A 23314-nucleotide genomic window follows, 5' to 3' on the forward strand; every position below is an offset into this window, starting at 1 on the left:
CGCTGCGTCAGTCGGACCAACCTGTGGCCACCGCCCCCGGCGATCCCGGGACCGGTCAGCCGCGGGCCCGTCCCGTCGGGCGGTCCGGTGCGCTGCCGCCTCACATCCCGCCGCCCCCGGCGGAGCCCTCCACGTACGGCCCCGGTCCCGGCAGAGCCCTCTCGGCTCGGTCGCCCCGGGCAGAGCTCTTCACGCATGCCCCGCCGCCCGGCGGAGCCACCTCACGCCCTGCCGGCCGGCGCAGCCATCGTCACGGCCCGCCGCAGGGTGCAGCCCCGCTCACGTATGCCCCGCCACACCGGCGGAGCCATCCTCACGCCCCGCCGCCCGGCGGAGCCTCGTCGTGTCCCAGGAGAACCCATGACCACCGCCACCGCCCTCACCGTCACCCGCCTCGGCGGCCGCATAGGCGCCGAGATCGGCGGCGTCCGCCTCGGCGGGGACCTCGGCCCCGCCACCGTCGCGGAGATCCGCGCCGCCCTCCTCGCCCACAAGGTCGTCTTCTTCCGCGGCCAGGAGCACCTCGACGAGGCCGGCCACGAGGCCTTCGCCCGGCTGCTCGGGACGCCCGTCGCGCACCCCACCGTCCCCTCCGCCGACGGCCGCTACGCCCTCGGCATCGACTCCCACCACGGCGCCCGCGCCAACCAGTGGCACACCGACGTCACCTTCGTCCCCGCCTACCCCGCCTTCTCCATCCTCCGCGCCGTCACCATCCCCCCGTACGGCGGCAACACCCTCTGGGCCAACACCGCCACCGCCTACGCCCACCTCCCCGCCCCGCTCCGCGCCCTCGCCGACGGACTGCGCGCCCTTCACTCCAACGAGTACGACTACGCCGCCCTCAAGCCGGACGCCCTCCCCGAGGCCCTTGCCCAGTACCGCGAGGTGTTCACCTCCACCAGCTTCCTCACCGAGCACCCCGTGGTCCGCGTCCACCCCGAGACCGGCGAACGCACCCTGCTCCTCGGCAACTTCGTCCAGCGCATCGCCGGGCTGACCGGCCGGGACTCGCGCGCGCTCCTCGACCTCTTCCAGGCCCACATCGAGAGCCCCGAGAACACGGTGCGCTGGCAGTGGCGGGCCGGTGACGTCGCGATCTGGGACAACCGGGCCACCCAGCACTACGGCGTCGACGACTCCGACGACCACGAGCGCACCCTGCGCCGCGTCACCGTCGACGGCGAGGTCCCCGTGGGCCCCGACGGCGTGCCCTCCCGGCTGATCAGCCCGGACACCGTCCCGGACCCCGCCTTCGGCATCGCATCCGGCGCCTCCGCCTCCGCCTGATCCGTCAACGAGGAGCCCCCGTGCCCAAGCTGCTCGCCCTCACCGGCAGCCCCTCCGCCCACTCCCGTACCGTCGTCGTCGCCGAGCACGTGCTGCGCCGCCTCGACCACGCCGGGTTCGACACCGCCCACCTGGACGTACGCCTGCTCCCCGCCGCCGACCTGCTGTCGGCCCGCCGCGGCGAGCCGGAGATCCGCCGTGCCCTGGAGGCCGTCGCCGAAGCCGACGGCCTGGTCATCGCGACCCCGGTCTACAAGGCCTCGTACACCGGACTGCTCAAGGCCTTCCTCGACCTGCTCCCGCAGGACGGCCTCGCCGGAAAGACGATCCTGCCCCTCGTCACCGGCGGCAGCCTCGCCCACGTCCTGGCCATCGACTACGCCCTGCGCCCGGTCCTCGCCGCCCTCGGCGCCCGCCACGTCACCGCCGGCCGCTTCGTCCTGGACTCCTCCGTCGAACGCGGAGCCGGACCGGACCGGCTGCGCCCCGAGGCGGAGCTGGACCTCTACCAGGCCGTCGACGAGTTCGCCGACGCCCTGCGCGCCACGGCGCCGAACCTCGCCGCCACCCCGTAACCCGTACCGACAAGGACCCGCCATGCCCGCAGCACCCCTCACCCCGACCACGCGCACCCGGCGCCAGTTCCTCACCCTGCTCGGCATCTCGGCGGCCGCGGTGAGCTGCGGCACCGCCACCGCCGGCGGCGGGTCCGCCCGGCCGGGCGGCCAGGTCACCACGCTCAAGTACCAGGGCAACGTCGGCGCGGTCACCCTGCCCGAGCTGGCCGCCGACCTCGGCCACCTCGGCGGCCTCACCCTGGAGTGGGTCGGTAACACCATCAGCGGCCCGCAGGACATCCAGTCCGCCGCCACCGGCCAGATCCACTTCGGCGGCGCCTTCAACGGGGCCATCGTCAAACTGGCCGCCGCCAAGGCCCCGGTCCAGGCGGTCGTGTCGTACTACGGCGTGGACCGTGATGCCTTCAGCGGCTACTACGTCCGGGAGGACAGCCCCATCCGTTCGGCCCGCGACCTGATCGGCAAGAAGGTCGGCATGAACACCCTGGGCGCGCACTCCCAGGCGATCCTCGACATCTACCTGGAACGCAACGGGGTCGCCAAGGCCGACGCGGCCAAGGTCGAATCCCTGGTCGTGCCGCCCGTCAACACCGAACAGGCGCTGCGCCAGGGGCAGCTCGACGTCGGCGTGCTGGGCAGCCTCCTGCGCGACAAGGCCCTCGCCGCCGGCGGCATACGCCCGCTGTTCAGCGACTTCGACCTGCTCGGCACCTTCAGCGCCGGCTCCTACGTGATGACCAAGCGCTTCATCAAGGAGAACCCGGACACCGTCCGCACCTTCACCACCGGGGTCGCCAAGGCCATCGAGTGGTCCCGCACCACCCCGCGCGAGGAAGTCGTCGCCCGCATGGAGTCGATCGTCAAGAAGCGCGGCCGCAACGAGGACACCGCGACCCTGAAGTACTGGCGCTCGTACGGGGTAGCGGAGCCGGGCGGGCGCATCCAGGACAAGGAGTTCCAGCTCTGGCTGGACTGGCTCGCCGAGCGCGGCGAGATCAAGGCCGGAGCGCTCAGGCCGTCCGATCTCTACACGAACGAGTTCAACGGGTACGGGAAGGGCTGACTCGCCATGGCGAAGATCGAATTGCGGTCGGTGACGAAGACCTTCCCGGTGAAGGGCAGGAGCAGGGAGGAGTTCACCGCCCTCGACGGCATCGACCTGGAGGTCGGGGAGGGGGAGTTCCTGGTCGTCGTCGGCCCCAGCGGCTGCGGCAAGTCCACCCTCCTCGACCTCCTCGGCGGCCTCACCCGCCCCACCTCCGGGCAGATCCTCCTCGACGGCCGGCCCGTCACCGGCCCGGGCCTCGACCGGGGCATCGTCTTCCAGCAGTACGCCCTCCTGCCCTGGCGCACCGCGCTCGGCAACGTCGCATTCGGCCTGGAGGCGACCGGTGTCCCGCGCAGACAACGCGCGGCGCGCGCCAGGGAGTTCCTGGAGCTGGTGGGGCTCGCCGGATTCGAGGACCGGCACCCGCACGAGCTCTCCGGCGGGATGCGCCAGCGGGTCGCGATCGCCCGCTCGCTGGCGTACGACCCGGACGTGCTGCTCATGGACGAACCCTTCGCCGCGCTCGACGCGCAGACCCGCGAGTCCCTCCAGGACGAGCTGCGGCGCATCTGGCAGAGCACCGGCAAGACCGTCGTCTTCATCACGCACGGCATCGAGGAGGCGGTGTACCTGGGCCAGCGGGTGGCCGTCATCACCTCCCGCCCGGGCCGCGTCAAGGAGGTCGTCCCGGTCTCCCTCGGCGACCGGTCCACCGGGGCGACGGGCGAGGACCTGCGCTCCAGCCCCGAGTTCGCCCGTCACCGCCACGAGATCTGGACCCTGCTCCACGACGAGGTGGCCCGCGCCCGGCAACTGGAGAAGGAAGAGGCCGCCGTATGAGCACCGAGACCCCCGTTCCCGTCCTCCCCGCACCCACCGCGGAACCCGCCCGGGCCGTCGTACGGGATCCCGCGCGCCCGGCGCGACCCGCCGGGGCCCGCCCGGAACCGGCGGCCGCCCCCGGGCCCGCGAAGCCCGCGGCTCCCGCCCGCCGTGCCGCCTGGGCGCCGGCCGTGCTGCGCCGGCTGCGGGCCGGGCTGCTGCGCTCCGCGGCGGTGCTCGCCCTGCTCGCGCTGTGGGAGGCCGCGCCCCGGCTCGGGCTGGTCGACGCCACGTTCCTGCCGCCCTTCAGCGAGGTGGCCCGGGCCTGGTGGGGGCTGCTCGCCGACGGGCAGCTCGGCGAGCACACCCGGGCCAGCCTCACCCGTTCCTTCGGCGGCTTCGCCATTGCCGTGCTGATCGCCGTCCCGCTCGGCCTGCTGATCGGCTGGTACCGGCCCGTCGCCGTCTTCCTCGGCCCGCTGCTGGAGCTGTTCCGCAACACGGCGGCCCTCGCCCTGCTGCCCGTCTTCGTGCTCCTCCTCGGCATCGGGGAGACCTCGAAGGTGTCGATCGTCGTCTACGCCTGCGTCTGGCCGGTCCTGCTGAACACCATCAGCGCCGTCGGGAACGCCGACCCCACCCTGGTCCGGCTGGCCCGCTCGATGGACCTGTCCACCCCCAGGCTCTTCCAGAAGGTGATCCTGCCGGCCTCCGTGCCCGCCGTCTTCACCGGCATCCGGCTGGCCGGAGCGGTCTCGATCCTGGTCCTCGTCGCCGCCGAGATGATCGGCGCCAAGGCCGGCCTGGGCTATCTGATCAACGCCTCGCAGTTCAACTTCGCCATCCCCCAGATGTACGCGGGGATCGTCACGATCTCCGCGATCGGGGTGGCCTTCAACCAGCTCCTGGTCGCGGTCGAACGCCGCCTCAGCCTCTGGCGCGTCCCCGCCTGACCCGCCCCGCCGTCCTCCAAGGGAACAGACATGCCCGCAGCTCCCCGCACCCTCCACCTCAACGCCTTCCTGATGAACGCCGGCCACCACGACGCCGCCTGGCGCCACCCCGCCGCCAGCCCCGAGCGGGTCACCGACGTCGCCTACTTCCAGGAACTGGCCCGCACCGCCGAACGCGGCCTGCTCGACTCGGTCTTCTTCGCCGACGGGGTCGCCCTGTGGGGCAAGGCACGCCACAACGCCCTCGGCGGGTTCGAACCGCTGACCCTGCTGTCCGCGATCGCCGCCGTCACCTCGCGCATCGGGCTGATCGCGACCGTCTCCACCACCTTCAACGAGCCCTACAACCTGGCCCGCAAGTTCGCCTCCCTCGACCACATCAGCGGCGGCCGGGCCGGCTGGAACATCGTCACCTCCGGCACCGTCGACGAGGCCCGCAACTTCAACCGCGAAGAGCACCTGGAGCACGCGGTGCGCTACGAGCGCGCCCGCGAGTTCCTCGACGTCGCCATCAAGCTCTGGGACAGCTGGGAGGACGACGCGATCGTCCTCGACAAGGAGCGCGGCATCTACGCCGACACCGACAAGCTGCACCCGGCCGCCCACCGCGGCGAGCACTTCTCCGTCGCCGGACCGCTCAACGTGCCCCGCTCGCCCCAGGGCCGCCCGCTGCTCGTCCAGGCCGGCTCCTCCGAGGACGGCAAGGAGTTCGCCGCCCGGTACGCGGAGGCCGTCTTCACCGCCCAGCAGACCCTCGCCGACGGCCAGACCTTCTACAAGGACCTCAAGTCCCGCCTCGCGAAGTACGGCAGGGCCGAGGAGGACCTTCTCGTCCTGCCGGGCATCGCCCCCGTCATCGGCTCCACGGAGGCCGAGGCCAAGGCCCTGGAGCAGGAGCTCACCGAGCTCCAGGTCCCCGAGTACGGGCTGGCCCAGCTCTCCGGCATGCTCGGCACCGATCTGACGGGCCTGCCGCTCGACGGCCCCCTGCCCGAGCTCCCCGAGGAACGGGACATCAACGGCAACAAGAGCCGCTTCACCCTCGTCGCCGAACTCGCCCGCCGCGACGGGCTCACCCTGCGCGAGCTGATCGCCCGCCTCGGCGCTGGCCGCGGCCACCGCGTCCACGCCGGTACCCCCGAGCAGATCGCCGACCAGCTGGAGGAGTGGTTCACCCAGGGCGCCGCCGACGGCTTCAACATCATGGCGCCCGTCCTGCCCACCGGCCTGACCGACTTCGTCGACCACGTCGTACCGGTCCTCCAGCGCCGCGGCCTCTTCCGCACCGAGTACTCCGGCAGCACCCTGCGCGAGCACTACGGCCTGCCGCGCCCGGCCAACCGGTACGCCGGGCAGAGCGCCTGAGCGGCCGTTCCTACGCCCGGGGGCGGGTGGAGCTCCGCATGCGGAACTCCACCCGCCCCCGGGGCGTTCCCCCGGTACGAGGAGGCTCAGACCGTGAGGACGATCTTGCCGCGGGCCTGGCCGGCCGCGCTGAGCTCCCAGGCGCGGCCGGCCTCCGCCAGCGGCAGGACGTGCCCCACCTTGACGGTGATCTTTCCGGTGTCGGCGAGTTCGGCGAGGCGGGTGAGGTCGGTGGCCGAGGAGCGCGCCCAGATGTGCTTGGCCCCCTTCTCGCCCGCGTCGTTGTCGGCGACGGAGATCACCGGGCCGCCCGGCCGGACGATGGACTGGAGCAGCTCGACGCCGCCCTCGCCGTAGAAGTCGAGCCCGACGTCGACGCCCTCGGGGGCCAGCGCGGCGACCCGCTCGGCCACCCCGTCCCCGTAGAGGACGGGTTCGGCGCCGAGCGAGCGCAGGTAGTCGTGGTTGCGGGCGCTGGCGGTACCGATGACCCGGGCGCCGAGGGCGACCGCGATCTGGACGCCCAGCGAGCCGACCCCGCCGGCGGCGGAGTGGATGACGACGGTCTGGCCGGGGCCGACCCCGGCGCGGGTGACGGCCTGGTAGGAGGTGAGCCCGGCCAGGGGGAGACCCGCGGCCTCCTCGAAGGAGAGCGTCGCGGGCTTGCGGGCGAGGGTGCGCACCGGGGCCGAGACCAGCTCCGCGTACGTGCCCAGCTGGACCCATTCCTTGCGGACGTACCCGTAGACCTCGTCGCCCACGGCGTAGTCGTCGGTGTCGGGGCCGACCGCCTCGACGACGCCGGCCACGTCCCACCCCGGGATCACCGGGTGGCGGACCTCCAGGACGTGCCCGAGGAAGCCGGCGGCCAGCTTCCAGTCCACGGGGTTGACCCCGGCGGCTCTGACCCGGATCAGCACCTCGCCGGGACCCACCTTGGGCTCGGGTACTTCAACGAGCTCCAGGGCGGTGGGAGTTCCGTAGCTGCTGTAGGTGATTGCCTTCATGTAGGGGGCAACGAAGGGGGCGGGGGAAGGTGTTCCGCCCGGTTCCCGGGCTCCGGCGGTCCTTCAGCGGCCTTCCGGCGCGCCTCCGGCGGTCCTCGTGCGCTTCTCCGGCGCCTGGGGCGCTCACGCGGGCAGGGTGTTGGGGTGCGAGCGCCGCCGGGCCGCGCTGAGCAGGGCCTGGATCTGTGCCCCCGACTGCTCGACCTCGTCCAGCGGGGAGGGGAAGGGCAGCCGTACGTCGCGGTGCCCGGCGCGTTCCTCCAGGCGCAGGGTGATCCCGTACCGGTCCAGGGCGAGCGGCAGTGCGCGGACGACGGCGGCCGTGGGGCGGGGCCGGACCAGCCGCAGCAGCAGAGTGACCAGTTCGGGGTGCTCGTCGAGGAGGTGCGTGAGCATGCCCGCCTCGTAGGGGGCGAGCGGGTCGGGCCAGGCGCCGTCCAGCTCCTCCAGCCCGAGGTACGAGGTCCCCTCCGCGGTCTCCAGGACCGCTTGGCCGTATTCCACGCAGGTGGTGGCCCCGGGCCCGTCCTCCTCGCCGGCGTACGGGCTCAGCAGGTGGCCCAGCACCGTGACGCGGGCCCGCACCCGGTCGCGGACCGGGGTCGGGGCGATGTCGGTGAACTCCAGCCGGATGGAGGGGCGGCCGTCGCCGAGGAGGGAGGCGGGGTGCCCGGCGGCGGGTGGCGCCGGGTGCAGGTGGAGCCGGCCGAGGGGATCGCCGTCGTCGAGGTGGCGGACCTCGTGGCGCACGCCGTCGACGACCACCGTCATGGAGTGCGCGGCGGCCAGGACGGAGCGGACCCGCTCCGCGTCGGTGGGCCGGGCGGCGTCGGGCGTGGCGGCGGGGGCACCGGGCAGGCGCATGCGGATCTCTCCCTCGTCCAGCGAAAGCAGGTTAGGTATGCCTAACCTAACCTACTCCTGGTTCGGGGAGTACCCCGCGGGCCAGCCGCCCCAGGGTCTCGGTGATCCGTTCGGGCGGGAACCCGAGGGTGTGGCGCTGGAACTGGTAGACCTCCGGGGCGAGCGGGCTCAGCAGCGCGTCCACGCTGACGTCGGGATCGGGGGCGCCCGCCTCCACCAGCAGGGACCGGACGTGCGCGCGCCAGTGCCGGTAGGCGCCCGCGGAGAAGCGGGCCGGGCCCGGCCGGATGCCCAGGGTCAGCGGAAGATGTCGTTCCAGATGGTCCAGGGCGGCGCTGTAGAAGGCCGCCAGCCGCTGCGCCGGGGGCGCGCCCGGGCCCAGCGGTGGCGGGCCGAAGGCGAGGCGGCCCTGCAGGATGCGCTCGTGCTCGTCGAGCAGGGCCGCGGCGACGGCCGCCGGATCGGGGAAGCGGCGGTAGAGGGTCGCCCGTCCCACCCCGGCGGCCTTGGCTATCTGGTCCATCGTCACACTGCGCGGGTCCCGCTCCGTGAACAACTGCTCGGCGGCCGCGAGGATCTGGGCGTGGTTGCGGATCGCGTCCTCGCGCCGCGGCGGCCGCCCGGCGCCCGCGCCGGCCGCCCCCGGCGCGGCATGCCGGAGGGGACGGGCTCCCGCGACGTCGCGTAACGTGCGGACCTCGTCGCCATTGGTCATGGCGGCGACCCTACGTGCTCCGTGTCGGTGTTGGGCCGAACGGGTGAAACGCGAGAGGATGGGGGGATGCACATGAAGCGCACGGCCGAGGCGGCCCGGTGAGCAGGTACGACGTCACCGACGAGCAGTGGGAGGGACTCGCGCAGGTGGTGCCGCTGCGCAGTCGCAACGAATGGCCCTCCCGGGTGGACCACCGCACGATCCCCAAGGGCCCCGGGGCGTCCGAGGCGGAACAGCGGCGCTTCGTGGTGATCCGGGTCCAGATCTTCGCCGACGCGCGGGAGGTGGCGGAGTACCTGATCGCGCAGATCCCGGTCCTGCTGGACCTCACCGGCGCGGACAGCGAAGTGGCCAAGCGGATCCTCGACTTCAGCAGCGGTGTGGTCTTCGGGCTGGGCAGCGGGATGCACCGGGTCGACCGGAACGTCTTCCTGCTGGCGCCCGTCGGGACCGAGGTCGAGGGGATCGCGGCCGCGGCCGTCCCCCGATCGTAGGAAGGTCGCGGCGGTGGAACGGTTCGCCGGACCCGGCCCGGGTCCCGCGGACCGTACCGTCCGGCCATGGACGCCACTTTGCGCGCGGCGGGGCCCCGGGTTCCCGGCGCGCCCTCCGCTGCAGTCGACGAACACCCCGCCCCCGGGACCCGGCCGGTGGAGCACCGGCGGCCCGCCGTCACCGAGTTACGGCTGTCCGCCTTCGGGCGGCACCGGGCCGCGGTGTTCCCCCTGGGCCCGCTGACCCTGTTCACCGGGCCCAGCGGCAGCGGCAAGTCCCAGGCGCTGGACGCCTATGCGGCCCTGTCCCGGCTCGCCTCCGGGGCCGCGCTGGAGGAGGCCTTCCCCGACCCGGTGGCCCGGGTGCCGGAGGCGGCCCGTCCCGACGGCGGCGGGCGGCGCGGCTTCCGGATCGGCTGCACCGTCGACGGTCCGGCCGGCCCCGTCCGCCTCGACCTCGCCGTACAAGCGGAGCCCACGCTGAGGATCGCCGGTGAACGGCTCTCCCAGGACGGGGACGTGCTCCTCGCCACCGCCCTGCGCGATCCGCGCCGGCCCTCCGTCCAGGCCGCCTGGCTGACCGGCGGCTCCGCCGGGATGACCCGCGCTCCGCTCCCCGGCGACCGGCTCGGCACCGCCCTGCTGCCGCTGCGCGTCGCCGGGGCCACGGCCGGGCAGCGGCGGGTGCTGGCCGCGGCCGAACAGGTGGTGGTGGCGCTGCGGTCGGTGTTCCCCTGCGACCCCCGGCCCGGCCGGATGCGGGCGGCCGTGCCGCCCGGGGAGGGTCGGCTGCGCGGAGACTGCGGGAACCTTGCCGACGTCCTGCGCCGGACCCGCCAGGAATGCGGCACCCGGTACGCCCTGCTGGCCGGGGCGGCGCGGACGGGGTGCGCGGGTCCGGTGTCCGGGCTGGGGGTACGGGGGGACGGCCCGGGCGGTGCCGGTGCCGGGGCGGGGGCCGGAGTCGGGACCGGAGCCGGCGGCGTCGGGGCTGCCCTCGGCCCGGGCGGTGCCGGGCGGGCCGGCGGGCTGGTGGCGGCCGTGCTGGAACGCGGCGACGGGCGCCCCGCCACGGAGTTCGCCCGGCTCGGCGACGGTGAACTCCGCTTCCTGGCCCTCGCCCTCGTCCTGCTCACCGGCCCCGGGGTGCTGGCCGTGGAGCCGGCGGCCGAGCTCCTGTCGGCCCGGCAGGCGCTGACCGTGCTCTCCGACGGCCTCGACCGGGGCCTGGACCGGCGGCAGACCGCCGAACTGCTGCGCCTGGCCCTGCTCTCCGGGGAGCGCGGTCACATCCGGCTGGTGGCGGCGGTCGGCGAGGACACCGCGGGAACCGCCCGGGAGCTCCCCGGCGTCTCAGTGGTAGACCTGTCCCCATGAGTGCTGCACCCACGGGCGACGGGCCGGAGCCGCCACCGCGAGGCGAACGGCTGTACCGACTCCAGCGACGGCTGGCCGAGTTCGCGGCCGCCCGGGACTGGGCCCCGTACCACACGCCCAAGAACCTGGCCGTCGCGCTGAGCGTGGAGGCCTCCGAACTGGTCGAGATCTTCCAGTGGCTGACACCGGAACAGTCAGCGGCGATCATGGAAAAGCCCGAATCCGCACACCGGGTGACCGACGAGGTGGCCGACGTGCTGGCGTATCTGCTGCAGTTCTGTGAGGTCCTTGGGGTGGATGTGCTGGATGCGCTCGCCGCGAAGATCGAACGGAACGAACGCCGTTTCCCGGTGAGCGGGACATCGACACCAGATTGTCACTCTTCGGAGTGATGGCGTCGTCCACAACCTTGATTGTGTCCACAGATTTCCGAATACCCCTGGCTTTACTGGCTCGTTGCCTTCACTCTGGGTAGTGGAGATTGGCGGGATGTCGTGCGGACGGGGGACGGCATATGGATGCGGTACGGCTCATCGCGGCCGGCCGGCACGCGCTGGCAAGGAGCGCGGCCGCGTGGGACATCGTGGGCGAGGCCTGGCAGGCCCAGGCGCTCGCCCAGGGGGTGGGGAGCTGGCTGGCGGTCGCGGGGCCGCCGGAGCTCAGAGCGGAGGCAAGGGGACTGGGGGAAGCCGGAGGCAGAGGCTGCGGGGCCATAGACCGCTCGGCCCTGGGCGAGGGCGAGGGAGCCGCGCTCGACCAGCCGCCGCGGGCGGCGCAGCTGACGGGGGTGGCCGATGTACGGCAGGCGCTGCTGGGACTCCAGGCGCTGCTCGGCGAGGTCGGGATAGCGCTCGTCGGAGTGGCCTGTGCGACGGACGAGGAGGGCCTGTACTGGCAGTGCATAGAGTCGATCGACGCGGCGGACGAGTCGAGCGACCGGGTGCGGGCCCTGCTGCGCAGGATGACCGTCAGGGAACGGGGGTCGGCCTCGGGCGTGCTGTGAGGGGGGCGTGCGGCGGGGCCCGGAGGTGCGGCCCGGGGTCCGGGGAGCGCCGGGGCGTGCGCGGTGGCGTGGGCGATGGCGTGTGTGGCGGCGTGTGCGGCGGAGGGGTCCCGCCGCGCGCGACGGGACCCCCGGCCGGTCAGAAGGACCGGTCGGAGCGGCCCTCGCTCTCGTGGGCGCGGCTGCCCGGGGTGACCGGCTCGGCGGGCAGAGTGCGGTCCGCGGAGTTCTGGAGGTCGGCGTCGAGCTGGGACAGGTCGGCGTTGAGCGCCGCCATCAGCTCCTCCATCTGCTGCAGCAGGCCCTTCGGCGCGCCGTCCTGGGCGGGCACCGCCGGCTCCTGGTGTGCGTGGTCGTGTGCTGCCTGTCCGGTCTGTCCGGGGTACTCGGGCACGGACTGGTGGGACATGGCGGCCTCCTCGGCCCTGGCCCTTCCGGTGCGGAAGGGGGCGGTGGTCGTACCGGCGGGAGGCCGCCGGCGCGCGGGCCGGGCGGTCCGGCCCCGTCCGAGCCAACGAGCCCCATCGGCGCTGGTCACTGAGGCGGCGGGGCGCGCGCCTCCCGGTTGACGCAGATTCACCCGGCAGGGGAGCGGGAGGGGCAGGATGGAGCCATGGATCTTCGCATTTTCACCGAGCCACAGCAGGGCGCCGACTACGACACCCTCCTGACCGTTGCCAAGGCCACCGAGGAACTCGGGTTCGACGCGTTCTTCCGCTCCGACCACTATCTGCGGATGGGGTCGGTCGACGGGCTGCCCGGGCCCACCGACGCCTGGATCACCCTCGCGGGCCTGGCCCGCGAGACCAAGCGGATCCGGCTGGGCACGCTGATGACGGCCGGCACCTTCCGGCTGCCCGGCGTCCTCGCGATCCAGGTGGCGCAGGTCGACCGGATGTCCGGCGGCCGCGTGGAACTCGGCCTGGGTGCGGGCTGGTTCGAGGAGGAGCACAAGGCGTACGGGATCCCCTTCCCGGCGGAGCGGATGGCCCGGCTGGAGGAGCAGCTGGCCATCGTCACCGGTCTGTGGGCCACCGAGCCCGGCGCGGCCTTCGACTTCCGGGGCACCTACTACCAGGTGGAGAACTCCCCGGCCCTGCCCAAGCCGGCCCAGGCCAAGGTCCCCGTCCTCGTCGGCGGGCACGGGGCACGGCGCACCCCGCGCCTCGCGGCCCGGTACGCGGACGAGTTCAACATGCCGTTCGCCTCGGTCGAGGACAGCCGCCGGCAGTTCGCGCGGGTCCGTGAGGCCGCCGCCGAGGCCGGGCGCAAGGCGGAAGAGATCGTCTACTCGAACGCCCTGGTGGTGTGCGTGGGCAAGGACGACGCCGAGGTCGCCCGGCGGGCCGCCGCCATCGGCCGCGAGGTCGACGAGCTGAAGGCCAACGGCCTGGCCGGCTCCCCGGCCGAGGTCGTCGAGAAGCTCGGCACGTACGCGGCCATCGGCTCCTCCCGCGTCTACCTCCAGGTCCTCGACCTCGACGACCTGGACCACCTGGAGCTGATCTCCGGCCAGGTCATGTCCCAGCTCGGCTGAGCCGCCCGACCCGACCGGACCGCACCACAGGACGGAGGAACGCCCCGTGCCCCGCGCCACCGGCCCGCTGGCCGAAGCCCTGGCCCGCAGGCCCGTACTCCTGGACGGCGGGCTGAGCAACCAGCTCGCCGACCAGGGCTGCGACCTGTCCGGCTCCCTCTGGACCGGCCGGGTGCTGGACGAGCGCCCGGAGCAGGTGGAGGCCGCCCACGCGGCCTACGTCCGGGCCGGCGCCGAGGTGCTGATCACCGCGAGCTACCAGATCGGCCACGACCCCGGCCTGCTGGAGCGCTCCGTCCGGGTGGCCGACGCCGCGGCGCGGGCCGCCGGGCACGAGGTGTGGGTGGCCGCCTCGGTGGGGCCGTACGGGGCGGTCCTGGCGGACGGCTCCGAGTACCGCGGCCGGTACGGGCTGAGCCGGGACGCGCTGGCCGCCTTCCACCGCCCCCGGATCGAAGCGCTGCTCGCGGCCGGGCCGGACGTCCTGGCGCTGGAGACCGTCCCGGACTCCGACGAGGCGCAGGCCTTGCTGCGGGTCCTGGCCGGCACGGGGGCGCGGGCCTGGCTCAGCTACACCGTCGCGGGCGGCCGCACCCGGGCCGGGCAGCCCCTGGCGGAGGCCTTCGCCCTGGCCGCCGGCGCCCCCGAGGTGATCGCGGTCGGCGTCAACTGCTGTGACCCGGCGGACGTGCTGCCCGCGCTGGAGGCGGCCGCGTCCGTCACGGCCAAGCCGCTGCTGGCGTACCCCAACGACGGCTCCGTCTGGGACGCCGGCACCCGCACCTGGCACGCCCCCGCGCACCCCGCCCCCTGGCCCGCCACCGCCTGGCGGGCGGCCGGCGCCCGGCTCCTCGGCGGCTGCTGCCGGGTCGGCCCGCCCTGGATCGCGGGACTCCGCGCCGCCCTCGGGCCCCTGCCGCCGGAGGTCGCTCTGGAGTCGGAGCCGGTCGACCCCCGGCTGTGAGCCCCCGCCCGCCGGCCGGCCCCCGGCCGCGAGGCGAGAGGACCGCGTAAAGCGGCGGCCCCCGTACGGCCTCGAATTAGGTCGTATGGGGGAACTTTCGCCGAGAAGGCCGGGGAAACCGGCGGCGGGATCGTTCACCCAGGGCAGCGGAATGTCCGCGACCCTGGAAGGACGGAACGTCACCTATGAAGATGACCGCGCGCGGAAGCATTGCGGCGCTCATGACCTGTATGGCCGCGGCCGCCGCGGCCTCCCCGGCCGTGGCCGACTCGGTGCCGGTGGGTGTCCCGCTGGACGCCGTGGAGACCACGCTGGGCGTGCCCACGCCACAGGTGGGCGCCGCCGTCCCGATGCCGGTCGTCGGCGCCCCCGAGGCGCCCGTCCTCCACAAGGGCGACCTGCTCCCCAGCCCGCTGCTCCCGGCGGTCCCGGTGGCCACCGACCTCGGGCTGACCAAGGTCGTCTCCCCGGTGCCCAACCTGCTGGGCTCCAAGGAGACGGATGGCGAGGGCTCCCTGGAGTCGCCGGCGACCACCCTGCTCACCCGGACGCCCGGCGCGGTCTTCGGCGCCCCGCTGACCATGCCCGACGCCGGCAACCGGGGGATCCCGAACCTGACCGCCCCCAAACTGGGCCTGGTCGCCCCGGAGCTCATCGGCAACCCCTCGGCGCTCCTCGGCCTGCACTGAGCCGCACACCTGACGCGGGGTCGGAAAGCCGTCCGGTCTGGGTACGTCTACGGCATGGGATTCCATGTCGACTCCGAGACCGGGCGGCTTCGCCGCGTCATCCTCCACCGCCCCGACCTGGAGCTGAAGCGCCTCACACCCAGCAACAAGGACGCCCTGCTCTTCGACGACGTGCTGTGGGTGCGCCGGGCCCGCCAGGAGCACGACGGCTTCGCCGACGTGCTGCGCGACCGGGGCGTCGCCGTCCACCTCTTCGGCGACCTGCTCCGCGAGGCCCTCGACATCACCGAGGCGCGCCACCTCGTCCTGGACCGGGTCTTCGACGAGAAGGAGTACGGGCCCCTCGCCACCGACCACCTGCGCTCGGTCTTCGACGGCATGACCTCGGCCGAGCTCGCCGAGGCGCTGGTCGGCGGCATGACGAAACGGGAGTTCCTGGAGCGGCACAGCGAGCCGGTGTCGGTGCGCTTCCACGCGCTGGAGATGGACGGCTTCCTGCTGGGGCCGCTGCCCAACCACCTCTTCACCCGGGACACCTCCGCCTGGATCTACGACGGGGTGTCCATCAACGCCATGCGCTGGCCGGCCCGGCAGCGCGAGACCGTGCACTTCGAGGCGATCTACCGGTACCACCCGCTCTTCACCGGTTCGGGCCCCTTCCACTACTGGTCGCAGGGCCAGCCGGACTACCCCTCGACCATCGAGGGCGGGGACGTCCTCGTCATCGGCAACGGCGCCGTGCTGATCGGGATGAGCGAGCGGACCACCCCGCAGGCGGTGGAGATGCTCGCCCGCGGCCTGTTCGCGGCGGGGTCGGCCTCGGCCATCGTGGCGCTCGACATGCCCAAGCGGCGGGCGTTCATGCACCTGGACACGGTGATGACGATGGTCGACGAGGAAACGTTCACCCAGTACGCGGGGCTCGGCATGCTGCGCTCCTACACGATCCGGCCGGGGCAGGGGGCGAGCGAGCTCCAGGTGAGCGACCACCCGCCGGAGCACATGCACCGGGCGATCGCGGCCGCGCTGGGCCTGGACAAGGTGCGGGTGCTGACCGCGGGGCAGGACGTGCACTCGGCCGAGCGCGAGCAGTGGGACGACGGGTGCAACGTGCTGGCGGTGGAGCCCGGGGTGGTCGTCGCCTACGAGCGGAACGTCACGACCAACACGCACCTGCGCAAGGAGGGCATCGAGGTGATCGAGATCCCCGGCAGCGAGCTGGGGCGGGGCCGCGGCGGGCCGCGGTGCATGAGCTGCCCGGTGGAACGGGACGCCGGCTGAGCGCAGGCTGAGGGGGACGGGCTGGTGATCACAGGTGCGGTTGCCGCACGTGTGATCCACCAGACTGCATATCAATACAAGGGGTCGTATATACTTCCGCAATCCCCTGTCAGCGTCCCCCTGGAGTCCCGATGGCCACCGACCTCTTCGGTCGCAGTTTCCTCAAGGAGCTCGACTTCACCGCCGCCGAGTTCCGCGGCCTGGTCGAACTCGCCGCCGAACTCAAGGCGGCCAAGAAGGCGGGCGTCGAGGAGCGCCGCCTCCAGGGCAGGAACATCGCGCTGATCTTCGAGAAGACCTCCACCCGCACCCGCTGCGCCTTCGAGGTCGCCGCCGCCGACCAGGGCGCCCACACCACCTACCTCGACCCCTCCGGCTCCCAGATCGGCCACAAGGAGACCGTCCGGGACACGGCGCGGGTGCTCGGCCGGATGTTCGACGGCATCGAGTACCGGGGCGACAGCCAGGAGGCGGTCGAGGAGCTCGCCGCCTGCTCCGGCGTGCCCGTCTTCAACGGCCTCACCGACGACTGGCACCCCACCCAGATGCTGGCCGACGTGCTGACCATGACCGAACACTGCGCCAAGCCGCTGGAACGTATCGCCTTCGCCTACCTCGGCGACGCCCGTTTCAACATGGGCAACTCCTACCTGGTGACCGGCGCGCTGCTGGGCATGGACGTGCGGATCGTGGCGCCGAAGGAGTACTGGCCGGCCGAGGCCGTCGTGGCGCGGGCCCGCGAGCTGGCCGTGTCCAGCGGGGCGCGGATCACCTTGACCGAGGAGGTCGCGGAGGGCGTGGCGCAGGCCGACTTCGTGGCCACGGACGTGTGGGTCTCGATGGGCGAGCCGAAGGAGGTCTGGGACGAGCGGATCGCGGCCCTGGCGCCGTACGCCGTCACCATGGACGTGCTGCGCGCGACCGGCAACCAGGACGTGCGGTTCCTGCACTGCCTGCCCGCCTACCACGACCTCGGCACCAAGGTGGCCCGGGAGGTCCACGAGCGGCACGGGCTGGAGTGGCTGGAGGTCTCGGACGAGGTGTTCGAGTCGGCGCACTCCGTCGTCTTCGACGAGGCGGAGAACCGGCTGCACACCATCAAGGCCGTGCTCGTCGCGACGATGGCGAAGCCCTAGGCCGTGTTTTAGAACTCGCCGACCTGCCTGGTTGGCCGTCCGGGGAAGTCGCGGGCGGCCATTCAGACGGTGAGGTCGCGGGCGATGTCGTTGATGCTGGTCGCTGTGGTGACCTCGTGCTCGTTGCGGGTGGTATCGCGGCGGACGAACTCGTAGCCGCCTTCGTCCAGGACGGCCACGGAGGCGAACCAGACGGGGTCGTCCTCGTCGGGCTGGACGACCACGAAGGTGTTGTCGGAGTCGTTGAGGTCGCTGACCATCATGAACAGCGCGTCCTCAGAGGGGTCGTCGATGCGGTCGCCGTTCTCGCTGTCGGCGCCGTAGTACTGGGCCCCCATCGCTGCTTCTCCCTCGCGTTGTTCGCCCTGGCCGCGGTCAGCATGGCATGCGGACCGACGGCCCAGGCCAGTCACAGCCATTCACCGATGGCGGCGATCAGGACGGTTGCCTCGAAGCGGACCGCGAGCTTGTCGAACCGGGTGGCCACCGCCCGGTTGCGCTTGAGCCGATTGATCCCACACTCGACCGCGTGCCGAGCCTTGTAGTCCTCACGGTCGAAGGCCGGAGGCCGCCCGCCGGCCTTCCCCCGCCGCTTGCGGTTCGCGACCTGGTCGGCGGGCTCTGGGATGGTACAGCGGATTCCCCGTTTTCGCAGGTAGGCCCGGTTGGCGCGGGAGGAATACGCCTTGTCGCCCCGCACCCGCAGCGGGCGGACACGAGGACGGCCCGGTCCGGTGCGGGGAACCCGGATGCCTTCCAGCACGGCGGCGAACTGAGGGCTGTCACCACGCTGACCTGCGGTGACCAGCAACGACAGCGGCCGTTGACCTTGCTCGCAGGCTAGATGGATCTTCGTGGTGAAACCGCCCCGGGACCGACCCAGTCCGTGGTCTTCCGGCTCGGCGCGGGTCCCGCCGGGCGGTTCCTTCTGGGCCTGTCCGTCGCGGCGGGCACCCGCGGCGTGCTGATGGGCCCGGCAGATCGTGGAGTCGACGTTGACCTCCCACGTGATCAGCCCTGCCTCATCCGCGCGGGCTTGCAGCCTGGTCAGCAGTGCAGGCCAGGTGCCGTCACGCTGCCAGCGGCGGAAGAGCCCATAGACCGTCTGCCACGGCCCGTACTCCGACGGGAGATCCCTCCACGGAGCACCAGTCCGCACCCGCCACCGAATCCCGTCGATCAGCCTCCGCCGGCCCAACGGCGGCCGCCCCAACACCGCGACCGGCAGCAGTGGTTCCAGCACGGCCCACTGACCATCAGAAAGATCCCCTCGCCCCACACCACGATCATCACGGCGCAGGGCGAGCGACAAGCCCATTTCTAAAACACGGCCTAGCCGCCGCGCGGGCGGCCCGCATCCTCAGCCGCATAGTCGGCCGCATAGTCATACGGGCCCTGCCGGGCGGTCCTGCGGCGCTCAGGCGCTCGTCGCGCGGGCCGGCAGGGTGAACCAGACGGCCTTGCCGTGCTCGGTGGGGCGGTGGCCGCAGGCCGAGCTCAGGGCCCGGAGCAGCAGCAGTCCGCGGCCGTGCTCCTGCCAGGGGTCCGGGTGACCCTCGTGCGGGCGGGTCACCAGGTCGCGCGGCGGCCTGGGATCGCCGTCGTGGACCTCCACCTGGCAGCCGTCCGCCAGCATCTCCACGACCAGCTCGATCGGCGCCCCCGCGGTGGTGTGCTCCACGGCGTTGGCCACCAGCTCGGCGGTCAGCAGCTCGGCGGTGGCGCGGTCGGCGGACGGTTCCGTTTCCGTCAGGGCGGTACGGACCAGGGCGCGGGCCATGGGTACGGCGGCGGCCGTGTGCGGCAGGGCGAGCCGCCAGGCGGAGGCGTCGGGCATGGCCGGTCCGTCCGTTCCGTTCCGTCTGGGTGGGGGCGGGGAGAGAGAAACTCCCGGATTCAACTTCAACGATACGGAGCGCCGTGCGCGCCTCGTAGGGCACCCCGGCGTGAAGGCGGACCCACGCCCGCGGTGCGGCGGGACCTTCGGCTCGGACCGGGCCGCCGTCACCCATCTGTCGCGTTTCCGTGACGGCAGTCACAAGTCGGTGATAGCGTCGTACGCGTGAGCCCCTTCACCGGTTCCACACCAGCGACCGAACGGTGGCGCCACCTGCGGGTGACCCGGCAGGACGGCATCGCCACCGTCACCCTCGACCGCCCCGAGAAGCTGAACGCGCTCACCTTCGGCGCCTACGCCGACCTGCGCGATCTGCTCGCCGAACTCTCCCGCACCCGCTCCGTGCGCGCCCTCGTCCTGGCCGGAGAGGGCCGCGGCTTCTGCTCCGGTGGGGACGTGGACGAGATCATCGGCGCCACCCTCGCCATGGACACCTCCCAACTCCTCGACTTCAACCGGATGACCGGCCAGGTGGTCCGCGCCGTCCGCGAATGCCCCTTCCCGGTGATCGCCGCCGTCCACGGCGTGGCCGCGGGAGCCGGAGCCGTCCTCGCCCTCGCCGCCGACTTCCGCATCGCCGACCCCACCGCCCGCTTCGCCTTCCTCTTCACCCGCGTCGGCCTCTCCGGCGGCGACATGGGCGCCGCCTACCTGCTGCCCAGGGTCGTCGGCCTCGGCCACGCCACCCGGATCCTGATGCTCGGAGAGCCCGTACGGGCCCCCGAGGCCGAACGCATCGGCCTGCTCAGCGAGCTCGTGGACGAGGGCAAGGCCGACGCCCGCGCCGCGGAACTCGCCGCCCGCCTCGCCTGCGGACCCGCCCTCGCCCACGCCCAGACCAAGGCCCTGCTCACCGCCGAACTGGACATGCCGCTGGCCGCCTCCGTGGAGCTGGACGCCAGCACCCAGGCCCTGCTGATGCACGGCCAGGACTACGCCGAGTTCCACGCCGCCTTCACCGGGAAGCGGCCGCCGCAGTGGAAGGGCAGGTAGCGCCGTGTCCCCGTCCGTTCCCGCGCCCGGGTCCGCCCCGCCCGCCAAACGGGTGGCCGTCATCGGCGGGGGGCCGGGCGGGCTCTACGCCGCCGCGCTCCTGGCCCGCCAGGGGCACGCCGTCGACCTGTGGGAGCGCGGCGCCCCCGACGACACCTTCGGCTTCGGCGTCGTCCTCTCCGACGAGACCCTCGGCGGCATCGAACGCGCCGACACGACCGTCCACGCCGCCCTCGCCGCCGAGTTCGTCCGCTGGGACGACGTGGACGTCGTCCACCGCGGCCGGCTGCTGACCTCCGGCGGCCACGGCTTCGCCGCCCTCGGCCGGCGCCGCCTCCTGGAGATCCTGCACGCCCGCTGCGAAGCCCTCGGCGTGCGGCTCCGCTTCCGCGCCGCGGCCCCCGACGCCTGGGCCCTCGCCGGCGCCTACGACCTGGTGGTCGCGGCCGACGGGGTGCACAGCGCCACCCGCGAGAGCGGCGCCGAGCACTTCCGGCCCACCGTCACCCGCGGCCGCTGCCGTTACGTCTGGCTCGCCGCCGACTTCGCCTTCGACGCCTTCCGCTTCGAGATCGCGGAGACCGAGCACGGCATCATGCAGCTGCACGCCTACCCCTACTCCACCGACTCCTCCACCGCCATCGTCGAGATGCGCGAGGAGGTCTGGCGGGCCGCCGGCCTCGACCTGTGCGACGAGGAGGAGTCCGCCGCCCGCTGCGCCAAGATCTTCGCCGAGGCACTGCGGGGCAGGCCGCTGCGCGGGAACCGCTCCGCGTGGACCCGGTTCCACACCGTCGTCAACGAACGCTGGTCGCACGGCAACGTGGTCCTCCTCGGCGACGCCGCCCACACGGCCCACTTCTCCATCGGCTCCGGAACCAAACTCGCCGTCGAGGACGCCCTCGCGCTCGCCGAGGCCGTCGCCGCGCACCCCGAGGTCCCCGACGCCCTGGCCGCCTACGAGGCCGAACGCAGGCCCGCCGTGGCCAGCACCCAGCGGGCCGCCGCCGCCAGCATGCGCTGGTTCGAGGAGATCGGCGGCTACGTCGGCCAGCCCGCCCGGCAGTTCGCCTTCAATCTGCTCACCCGCAGCCGCCGGGTCACGCACGAGAACCTGCGGCTGCGCGACCCCCGCTTCACCCGCGCGGTCGAGGCCGACTTCGGCTGCCCGCAGGAGGGGCACGACGGGCCGGTGACCCCGCCCATGTTCACCCCGTTCACCCTGCGCGGGCTGACCCTGCGCAACCGGGTCGTCGTCTCGCCGATGGACATGTACTCCGCCGAGGACGGGGTGCCCGGCGACTTCCACCTGGTGCACCTGGGCGGGCGGGCCCTGGGCGGGGCCGGGCTGGTCATGACGGAGATGGTCTGCGTCAGCGCCGAAGGCCGGATCACCCCCGGCTGCGCGGGGCTGTGGACGGCGGAGCAGGCCGCCGCCTGGAAACGGATCGCCGACTTCGTCCACGCCTCGGCGCCCGGCACCGCCCTCGGCGTCCAGCTCGGCCACTCCGGCCGCAAGGGCTCGACCCGGCTCATGTGGGAGGGCATGGACGAACCGCTCCCGGAGGGCAACTGGCCCCTGGTGGCCGCCTCCCCACTGCCCTACAGGCCCGGCGTCTCCGCCGTCCCCCGCGCCCTGGACGCCGCCGGGCTCGCCGCCGTCCGCGCCGAGTTCGCGGCGGCCGCCGCACGGGCCGCCGACTGCGGCTTCGACCTGCTGGAACTGCACTGCGCCCACGGCTACCTGCTGTCCGGCTTCCTCTCCCCCCTCACCAACCAACGCGACGACGCCTACGGGGGTTCCCTGGAGAACCGGCTGCGCTTCCCCCTGGAGGTCTTCGACACCGTCCGCGAGGTCTGGCCCGCGGACCGCCCGATGACCGTCCGGCTGTCGGCGACCGACTGGGCGCCCGGCGGCACCACGCCCGAGGAGGCGGAGCGGATCGCGGCCGCGTTCGCCGCGCACGGCGCCGACGCCGTCGACGTGTCCACCGGACAGGTGGTCGCGGACGAGGCTCCCGAGTACGGTCGCTCCTACCAGACCCCGTACGCCGACCGGATCCGCAACGCGCTGGGGATCCCCGTCATCGCCGTCGGCGCGATCTCCTCCTGGGACGACGTCAACTCCCTGCTGCTGGCCGGCCGCGCCGACCTGTGCGCCCTGGGCCGCCCGCACCTGTACGACCCGCACTGGACCCTGCACGCCGCCGCCGACCAGGAGTACGCCGGCCCGGGCGCGCCCTGGCCCGCCCCGTACCGGGCGGGCAGCCGCAAGCCTCCGACCGGCAAGGGATGAGGTGGCGCGGCGCCGTACGGAGCCGCCTCAGGTGCGGACCCGCTCGACGCGGTCCTCGACGGGGGTGAAGCCGAGGCGCTGGTAGACGCTGTTGCTGGTGGGGTTGGCGAGGTCGGTGAAGAGCAGGACCTCGGTGGCCCCGGCCGCCTGCGCCGCCCGGCTCGCCGCGTGCGTCACCCCGGCGGCGTAGCCGCGGCGCCGCTCGGCGGGCGGCGTGTAGACGGGGCCGATGCGGGAGGCGGAGCCGATCGGGCGGAAGAACGCGGCCAGGGACACCGGCCTGCCTTCGTGCTCCCAGATGAGGAATCCGCCGTACGAGATCCGGTCGCGCAGGGAGGCCTCGGAGGGGGTGACGGGGATGCCGCACTCCTGGCCGAACTCCGCGGTCCACCGTGCCAGCAGCGGCAGGTCGGCCTCGGTGGCGCGGCGGGCCCGGCCCCGGGGGGCCGGGTCGGGGGCCGTCAGGGCGCCCAGCCGGTACAGGCGCAGCTCCTCGGCGACGCGGGTCGGCGTGCCCCATGCCTCCGCCAGGGCCTGCGCGTCGGCGCGGCGGGCGTTGAAGTTCGTGACGCGGGAGAGCAGGGGATCGGCGGAGAGCGCGCCGCCCAGGGCGCGGACCGCCTCCGCGGGCAGGACGCCGAGCAGCAGCGGGAACGGCGGTGTGTGGAGGACGGCTCCTTCGACGGTCCCGTCGGTTCCGGTCCACCAGCCGAAGACGGGTTCGGCGTCGCCGTAGGCCTGCGGGCCGCGCCGCTCCAGGGCGTCGATGGCGCTCAGCATGGTGGTGTTGACGACGGGGTGTGCTGCCACGGCAGGGCGCGCGGCGGCCAGGTAGGCCGCCAGATCGGTGCTGAAGGTCCAGGTCATGCCCCATCGTGGCGGGCCGGTCGGCAGGCCCGCACCGGGTTTTCCCGCGGCCGCCGCGGGGTGGGTTTCCGGGGCGTGCGGAGTGGCGGGTGCGCTCCCCCGGGCGGGGGAGGCGATCCCCCCGTGCGGGGGAGGAAC

25 protein-coding genes are annotated in these 23314 nt (G+C 73.6%); 17 read left to right on the forward strand and 8 right to left on the reverse strand.

From position 1 onward, the window contains the following. Positions 1 to 360 precede the first annotated feature (360 nt). Genes BX286_RS27580 through BX286_RS27605 form a run of 6 tightly spaced genes read left to right on the forward strand, consistent with a single transcriptional unit; the run spans position 361 to position 6056 of the window. Positions 361 to 1290, forward strand: a complete 930-nt coding sequence (locus BX286_RS27580; protein ID WP_079430215.1) for a TauD/TfdA family dioxygenase — start codon at positions 361 to 363, stop codon at positions 1288 to 1290. 20 nt (positions 1291 to 1310) lie between these two features. Continuing rightward, a complete protein-coding gene (gene ssuE, locus BX286_RS27585) occupies positions 1311 to 1865 on the forward strand; it encodes an NADPH-dependent FMN reductase (protein WP_079430216.1) in 555 nt (184 codons plus the stop codon). A gap of 22 nt (positions 1866 to 1887) precedes the next feature. Continuing rightward, entirely contained in the window at positions 1888 to 2931 is a 1044-nt protein-coding gene (locus BX286_RS27590; protein WP_100862680.1) for an ABC transporter substrate-binding protein, read from the forward strand. Between the two features lie 6 nt (positions 2932 to 2937). Beyond that, a complete protein-coding gene (locus BX286_RS27595) occupies positions 2938 to 3756 on the forward strand; it encodes an ABC transporter ATP-binding protein (protein ID WP_121016594.1) in 819 nt (272 codons plus the stop codon). Then, on the forward strand, positions 3753 to 4691 hold the full coding sequence (locus tag BX286_RS27600) for an ABC transporter permease (RefSeq protein ID WP_187344203.1): 939 nt from the start codon (positions 3753 to 3755) through the stop codon (positions 4689 to 4691). Before BX286_RS27595 ends, BX286_RS27600 begins: the two co-directional genes overlap by 4 nt. Positions 4692 to 4721: 30 nt before the next feature. Further along, on the forward strand, positions 4722 to 6056 hold the full coding sequence (locus BX286_RS27605; RefSeq protein ID WP_121016595.1) for an LLM class flavin-dependent oxidoreductase: 1335 nt from the start codon (positions 4722 to 4724) through the stop codon (positions 6054 to 6056). 86 nt (positions 6057 to 6142) lie between these two features. On the opposite strand, the gene BX286_RS27610 is transcribed toward BX286_RS27605, so the two are convergent. The 3 genes from BX286_RS27610 to BX286_RS27620 all read right to left on the reverse strand — a co-directional run bounded on the left by BX286_RS27610 (position 6143) and on the right by BX286_RS27620 (position 8642). Further along, positions 6143 to 7063 carry an NADP-dependent oxidoreductase gene (locus BX286_RS27610; protein ID WP_079430221.1) on the reverse strand — a complete coding sequence of 307 codons (921 nt, stop codon included), beginning with the start codon at positions 7061 to 7063 and terminating at the stop codon, positions 6143 to 6145. Between the two features lie 123 nt (positions 7064 to 7186). Continuing rightward, entirely contained in the window at positions 7187 to 7927 is a 741-nt protein-coding gene (locus BX286_RS27615) for a DUF2470 domain-containing protein (protein WP_079430222.1), read from the reverse strand. A 46-nt stretch (positions 7928 to 7973) separates the two neighbouring features. Further along, positions 7974 to 8642 (reverse strand): TetR/AcrR family transcriptional regulator, encoded by a 669-nt coding sequence (locus tag BX286_RS27620; protein ID WP_121016597.1) that lies wholly within the window; start codon positions 8640 to 8642, stop codon positions 7974 to 7976. A 98-nt stretch (positions 8643 to 8740) separates the two neighbouring features. Here BX286_RS27620 and BX286_RS27625 point away from each other — a divergent pair, with 98 nt between their 5' ends. The 4 genes from BX286_RS27625 to BX286_RS27640 all read left to right on the forward strand — a co-directional run bounded on the left by BX286_RS27625 (position 8741) and on the right by BX286_RS27640 (position 11516). Next, complete coding sequence (locus BX286_RS27625) at positions 8741 to 9136, forward strand: cell division protein SepF (RefSeq protein ID WP_079430224.1); 396 nt, start codon at positions 8741 to 8743, stop codon at positions 9134 to 9136. A gap of 66 nt (positions 9137 to 9202) precedes the next feature. Further along, positions 9203 to 10513: a biotin transporter BioY gene (locus BX286_RS27630; protein WP_079430225.1), complete on the forward strand. Its 1311-nt coding sequence runs from the start codon at positions 9203 to 9205 to the stop codon at positions 10511 to 10513. Beyond that, positions 10510 to 10905 carry a nucleotide pyrophosphohydrolase gene (locus BX286_RS27635; RefSeq protein WP_237293133.1) on the forward strand — a complete coding sequence of 132 codons (396 nt, stop codon included), beginning with the start codon at positions 10510 to 10512 and terminating at the stop codon, positions 10903 to 10905. Before BX286_RS27630 ends, BX286_RS27635 begins: the two co-directional genes overlap by 4 nt. A 122-nt stretch (positions 10906 to 11027) precedes the next feature. Further along, a complete protein-coding gene (locus BX286_RS27640; protein WP_079430226.1) occupies positions 11028 to 11516 on the forward strand; it encodes a DUF6099 family protein in 489 nt (162 codons plus the stop codon). A gap of 139 nt (positions 11517 to 11655) precedes the next feature. On the opposite strand, the gene BX286_RS27645 is transcribed toward BX286_RS27640, so the two are convergent. Continuing rightward, entirely contained in the window at positions 11656 to 11925 is a 270-nt protein-coding gene (locus BX286_RS27645) for a hypothetical protein (RefSeq protein WP_100862675.1), read from the reverse strand. 204 nt (positions 11926 to 12129) lie between these two features. Between BX286_RS27645 and BX286_RS27650 the strand changes: the two genes are divergently transcribed. The 5 genes from BX286_RS27650 to argF all read left to right on the forward strand — a co-directional run bounded on the left by BX286_RS27650 (position 12130) and on the right by argF (position 17123). Further along, a complete protein-coding gene (locus BX286_RS27650) occupies positions 12130 to 13053 on the forward strand; it encodes an LLM class F420-dependent oxidoreductase (protein ID WP_079430227.1) in 924 nt (307 codons plus the stop codon). 46 nt (positions 13054 to 13099) lie between these two features. Beyond that, entirely contained in the window at positions 13100 to 14017 is a 918-nt protein-coding gene (gene mmuM, locus BX286_RS27655) for a homocysteine S-methyltransferase (protein ID WP_079430228.1), read from the forward strand. A gap of 191 nt (positions 14018 to 14208) precedes the next feature. Next, positions 14209 to 14706: a hypothetical protein gene (locus BX286_RS27660; protein WP_261993521.1), complete on the forward strand. Its 498-nt coding sequence runs from the start codon at positions 14209 to 14211 to the stop codon at positions 14704 to 14706. 54 nt (positions 14707 to 14760) lie between these two features. Next, positions 14761 to 15987 (forward strand): arginine deiminase, encoded by a 1227-nt coding sequence (locus BX286_RS27665; RefSeq protein ID WP_079430230.1) that lies wholly within the window; start codon positions 14761 to 14763, stop codon positions 15985 to 15987. Positions 15988 to 16118: 131 nt separating this feature from the next. Next, positions 16119 to 17123 carry an ornithine carbamoyltransferase gene (gene argF / locus BX286_RS27670; protein ID WP_079430231.1) on the forward strand — a complete coding sequence of 335 codons (1005 nt, stop codon included), beginning with the start codon at positions 16119 to 16121 and terminating at the stop codon, positions 17121 to 17123. 62 nt (positions 17124 to 17185) lie between these two features. Here the strand turns inward: argF and BX286_RS27675 are convergent, their stop codons facing one another. From BX286_RS27675 to BX286_RS27685, 3 genes are all read right to left on the reverse strand, one after another. Then, a complete protein-coding gene (locus BX286_RS27675) occupies positions 17186 to 17461 on the reverse strand; it encodes a hypothetical protein (RefSeq protein ID WP_121014619.1) in 276 nt (91 codons plus the stop codon). Between the two features lie 71 nt (positions 17462 to 17532). Next, complete coding sequence (locus tag BX286_RS27680; protein WP_398897937.1) at positions 17533 to 18441, reverse strand: IS5 family transposase; 909 nt, start codon at positions 18439 to 18441, stop codon at positions 17533 to 17535. 99 nt (positions 18442 to 18540) lie between these two features. Beyond that, entirely contained in the window at positions 18541 to 18960 is a 420-nt protein-coding gene (locus tag BX286_RS27685; protein ID WP_121016600.1) for an ATP-binding protein, read from the reverse strand. A 225-nt stretch (positions 18961 to 19185) separates the two neighbouring features. Here BX286_RS27685 and BX286_RS27690 point away from each other — a divergent pair, with 225 nt between their 5' ends. Both BX286_RS27690 and BX286_RS27695 read left to right on the forward strand, forming a co-directional pair. Then, complete coding sequence (locus BX286_RS27690) at positions 19186 to 20013, forward strand: enoyl-CoA hydratase family protein (protein ID WP_079430233.1); 828 nt, start codon at positions 19186 to 19188, stop codon at positions 20011 to 20013. A 4-nt stretch (positions 20014 to 20017) separates the two neighbouring features. Beyond that, on the forward strand, positions 20018 to 22309 hold the full coding sequence (locus BX286_RS27695; protein ID WP_121016602.1) for a bifunctional salicylyl-CoA 5-hydroxylase/oxidoreductase: 2292 nt from the start codon (positions 20018 to 20020) through the stop codon (positions 22307 to 22309). 27 nt (positions 22310 to 22336) lie between these two features. On the opposite strand, the gene BX286_RS27700 is transcribed toward BX286_RS27695, so the two are convergent. Beyond that, positions 22337 to 23176 (reverse strand): GNAT family N-acetyltransferase, encoded by an 840-nt coding sequence (locus BX286_RS27700; RefSeq protein ID WP_100862671.1) that lies wholly within the window; start codon positions 23174 to 23176, stop codon positions 22337 to 22339. Positions 23177 to 23314: the final 138 nt, after the last annotated feature.

The sequence above is a fragment of the Streptomyces sp. 3211.6 genome (assembly GCF_003634815.1).
Taxonomy (GTDB): Bacteria; Actinomycetota; Actinomycetes; order Streptomycetales; family Streptomycetaceae; genus Streptomyces; species Streptomyces katrae_A.

Coding starts and splice junctions, on each gene's coding strand:
- BX286_RS27580 (WP_079430215.1), top strand. CDS start 361: ATGACCACCGCCACCGCCCTCACCGTCACCCGCCTCGGCGGCCGCATA.
- BX286_RS27590 (WP_100862680.1), top strand. CDS start 1,888: ATGCCCGCAGCACCCCTCACCCCGACCACGCGCACCCGGCGCCAGTTC.
- BX286_RS27595 (WP_121016594.1), top strand. CDS start 2,938: ATGGCGAAGATCGAATTGCGGTCGGTGACGAAGACCTTCCCGGTGAAG.
- BX286_RS27600 (WP_187344203.1), top strand. CDS start 3,753: ATGAGCACCGAGACCCCCGTTCCCGTCCTCCCCGCACCCACCGCGGAA.
- BX286_RS27605 (WP_121016595.1), top strand. CDS start 4,722: ATGCCCGCAGCTCCCCGCACCCTCCACCTCAACGCCTTCCTGATGAAC.
- BX286_RS27610 (WP_079430221.1), bottom strand. CDS start 7,063: ATGAAGGCAATCACCTACAGCAGCTACGGAACTCCCACCGCCCTGGAG.
- BX286_RS27615 (WP_079430222.1), bottom strand. CDS start 7,927: ATGCGCCTGCCCGGTGCCCCCGCCGCCACGCCCGACGCCGCCCGGCCC.
- BX286_RS27620 (WP_121016597.1), bottom strand. CDS start 8,642: ATGACCAATGGCGACGAGGTCCGCACGTTACGCGACGTCGCGGGAGCC.
- BX286_RS27630 (WP_079430225.1), top strand. CDS start 9,203: ATGGACGCCACTTTGCGCGCGGCGGGGCCCCGGGTTCCCGGCGCGCCC.
- BX286_RS27635 (WP_237293133.1), top strand. CDS start 10,510: ATGAGTGCTGCACCCACGGGCGACGGGCCGGAGCCGCCACCGCGAGGC.
- BX286_RS27640 (WP_079430226.1), top strand. CDS start 11,028: ATGGATGCGGTACGGCTCATCGCGGCCGGCCGGCACGCGCTGGCAAGG.
- BX286_RS27645 (WP_100862675.1), bottom strand. CDS start 11,925: ATGTCCCACCAGTCCGTGCCCGAGTACCCCGGACAGACCGGACAGGCA.
- BX286_RS27650 (WP_079430227.1), top strand. CDS start 12,130: ATGGATCTTCGCATTTTCACCGAGCCACAGCAGGGCGCCGACTACGAC.
- BX286_RS27660 (WP_261993521.1), top strand. CDS start 14,209: ATGACCGCGCGCGGAAGCATTGCGGCGCTCATGACCTGTATGGCCGCG.
- BX286_RS27665 (WP_079430230.1), top strand. CDS start 14,761: ATGGGATTCCATGTCGACTCCGAGACCGGGCGGCTTCGCCGCGTCATC.
- argF (WP_079430231.1), top strand. CDS start 16,119: ATGGCCACCGACCTCTTCGGTCGCAGTTTCCTCAAGGAGCTCGACTTC.
- BX286_RS27675 (WP_121014619.1), bottom strand. CDS start 17,461: ATGGGGGCCCAGTACTACGGCGCCGACAGCGAGAACGGCGACCGCATC.
- BX286_RS27680 (WP_398897937.1), bottom strand. CDS start 18,441: ATGGGCTTGTCGCTCGCCCTGCGCCGTGATGATCGTGGTGTGGGGCGA.
- BX286_RS27685 (WP_121016600.1), bottom strand. CDS start 18,960: ATGCCCGACGCCTCCGCCTGGCGGCTCGCCCTGCCGCACACGGCCGCC.
- BX286_RS27700 (WP_100862671.1), bottom strand. CDS start 23,176: ATGACCTGGACCTTCAGCACCGATCTGGCGGCCTACCTGGCCGCCGCG.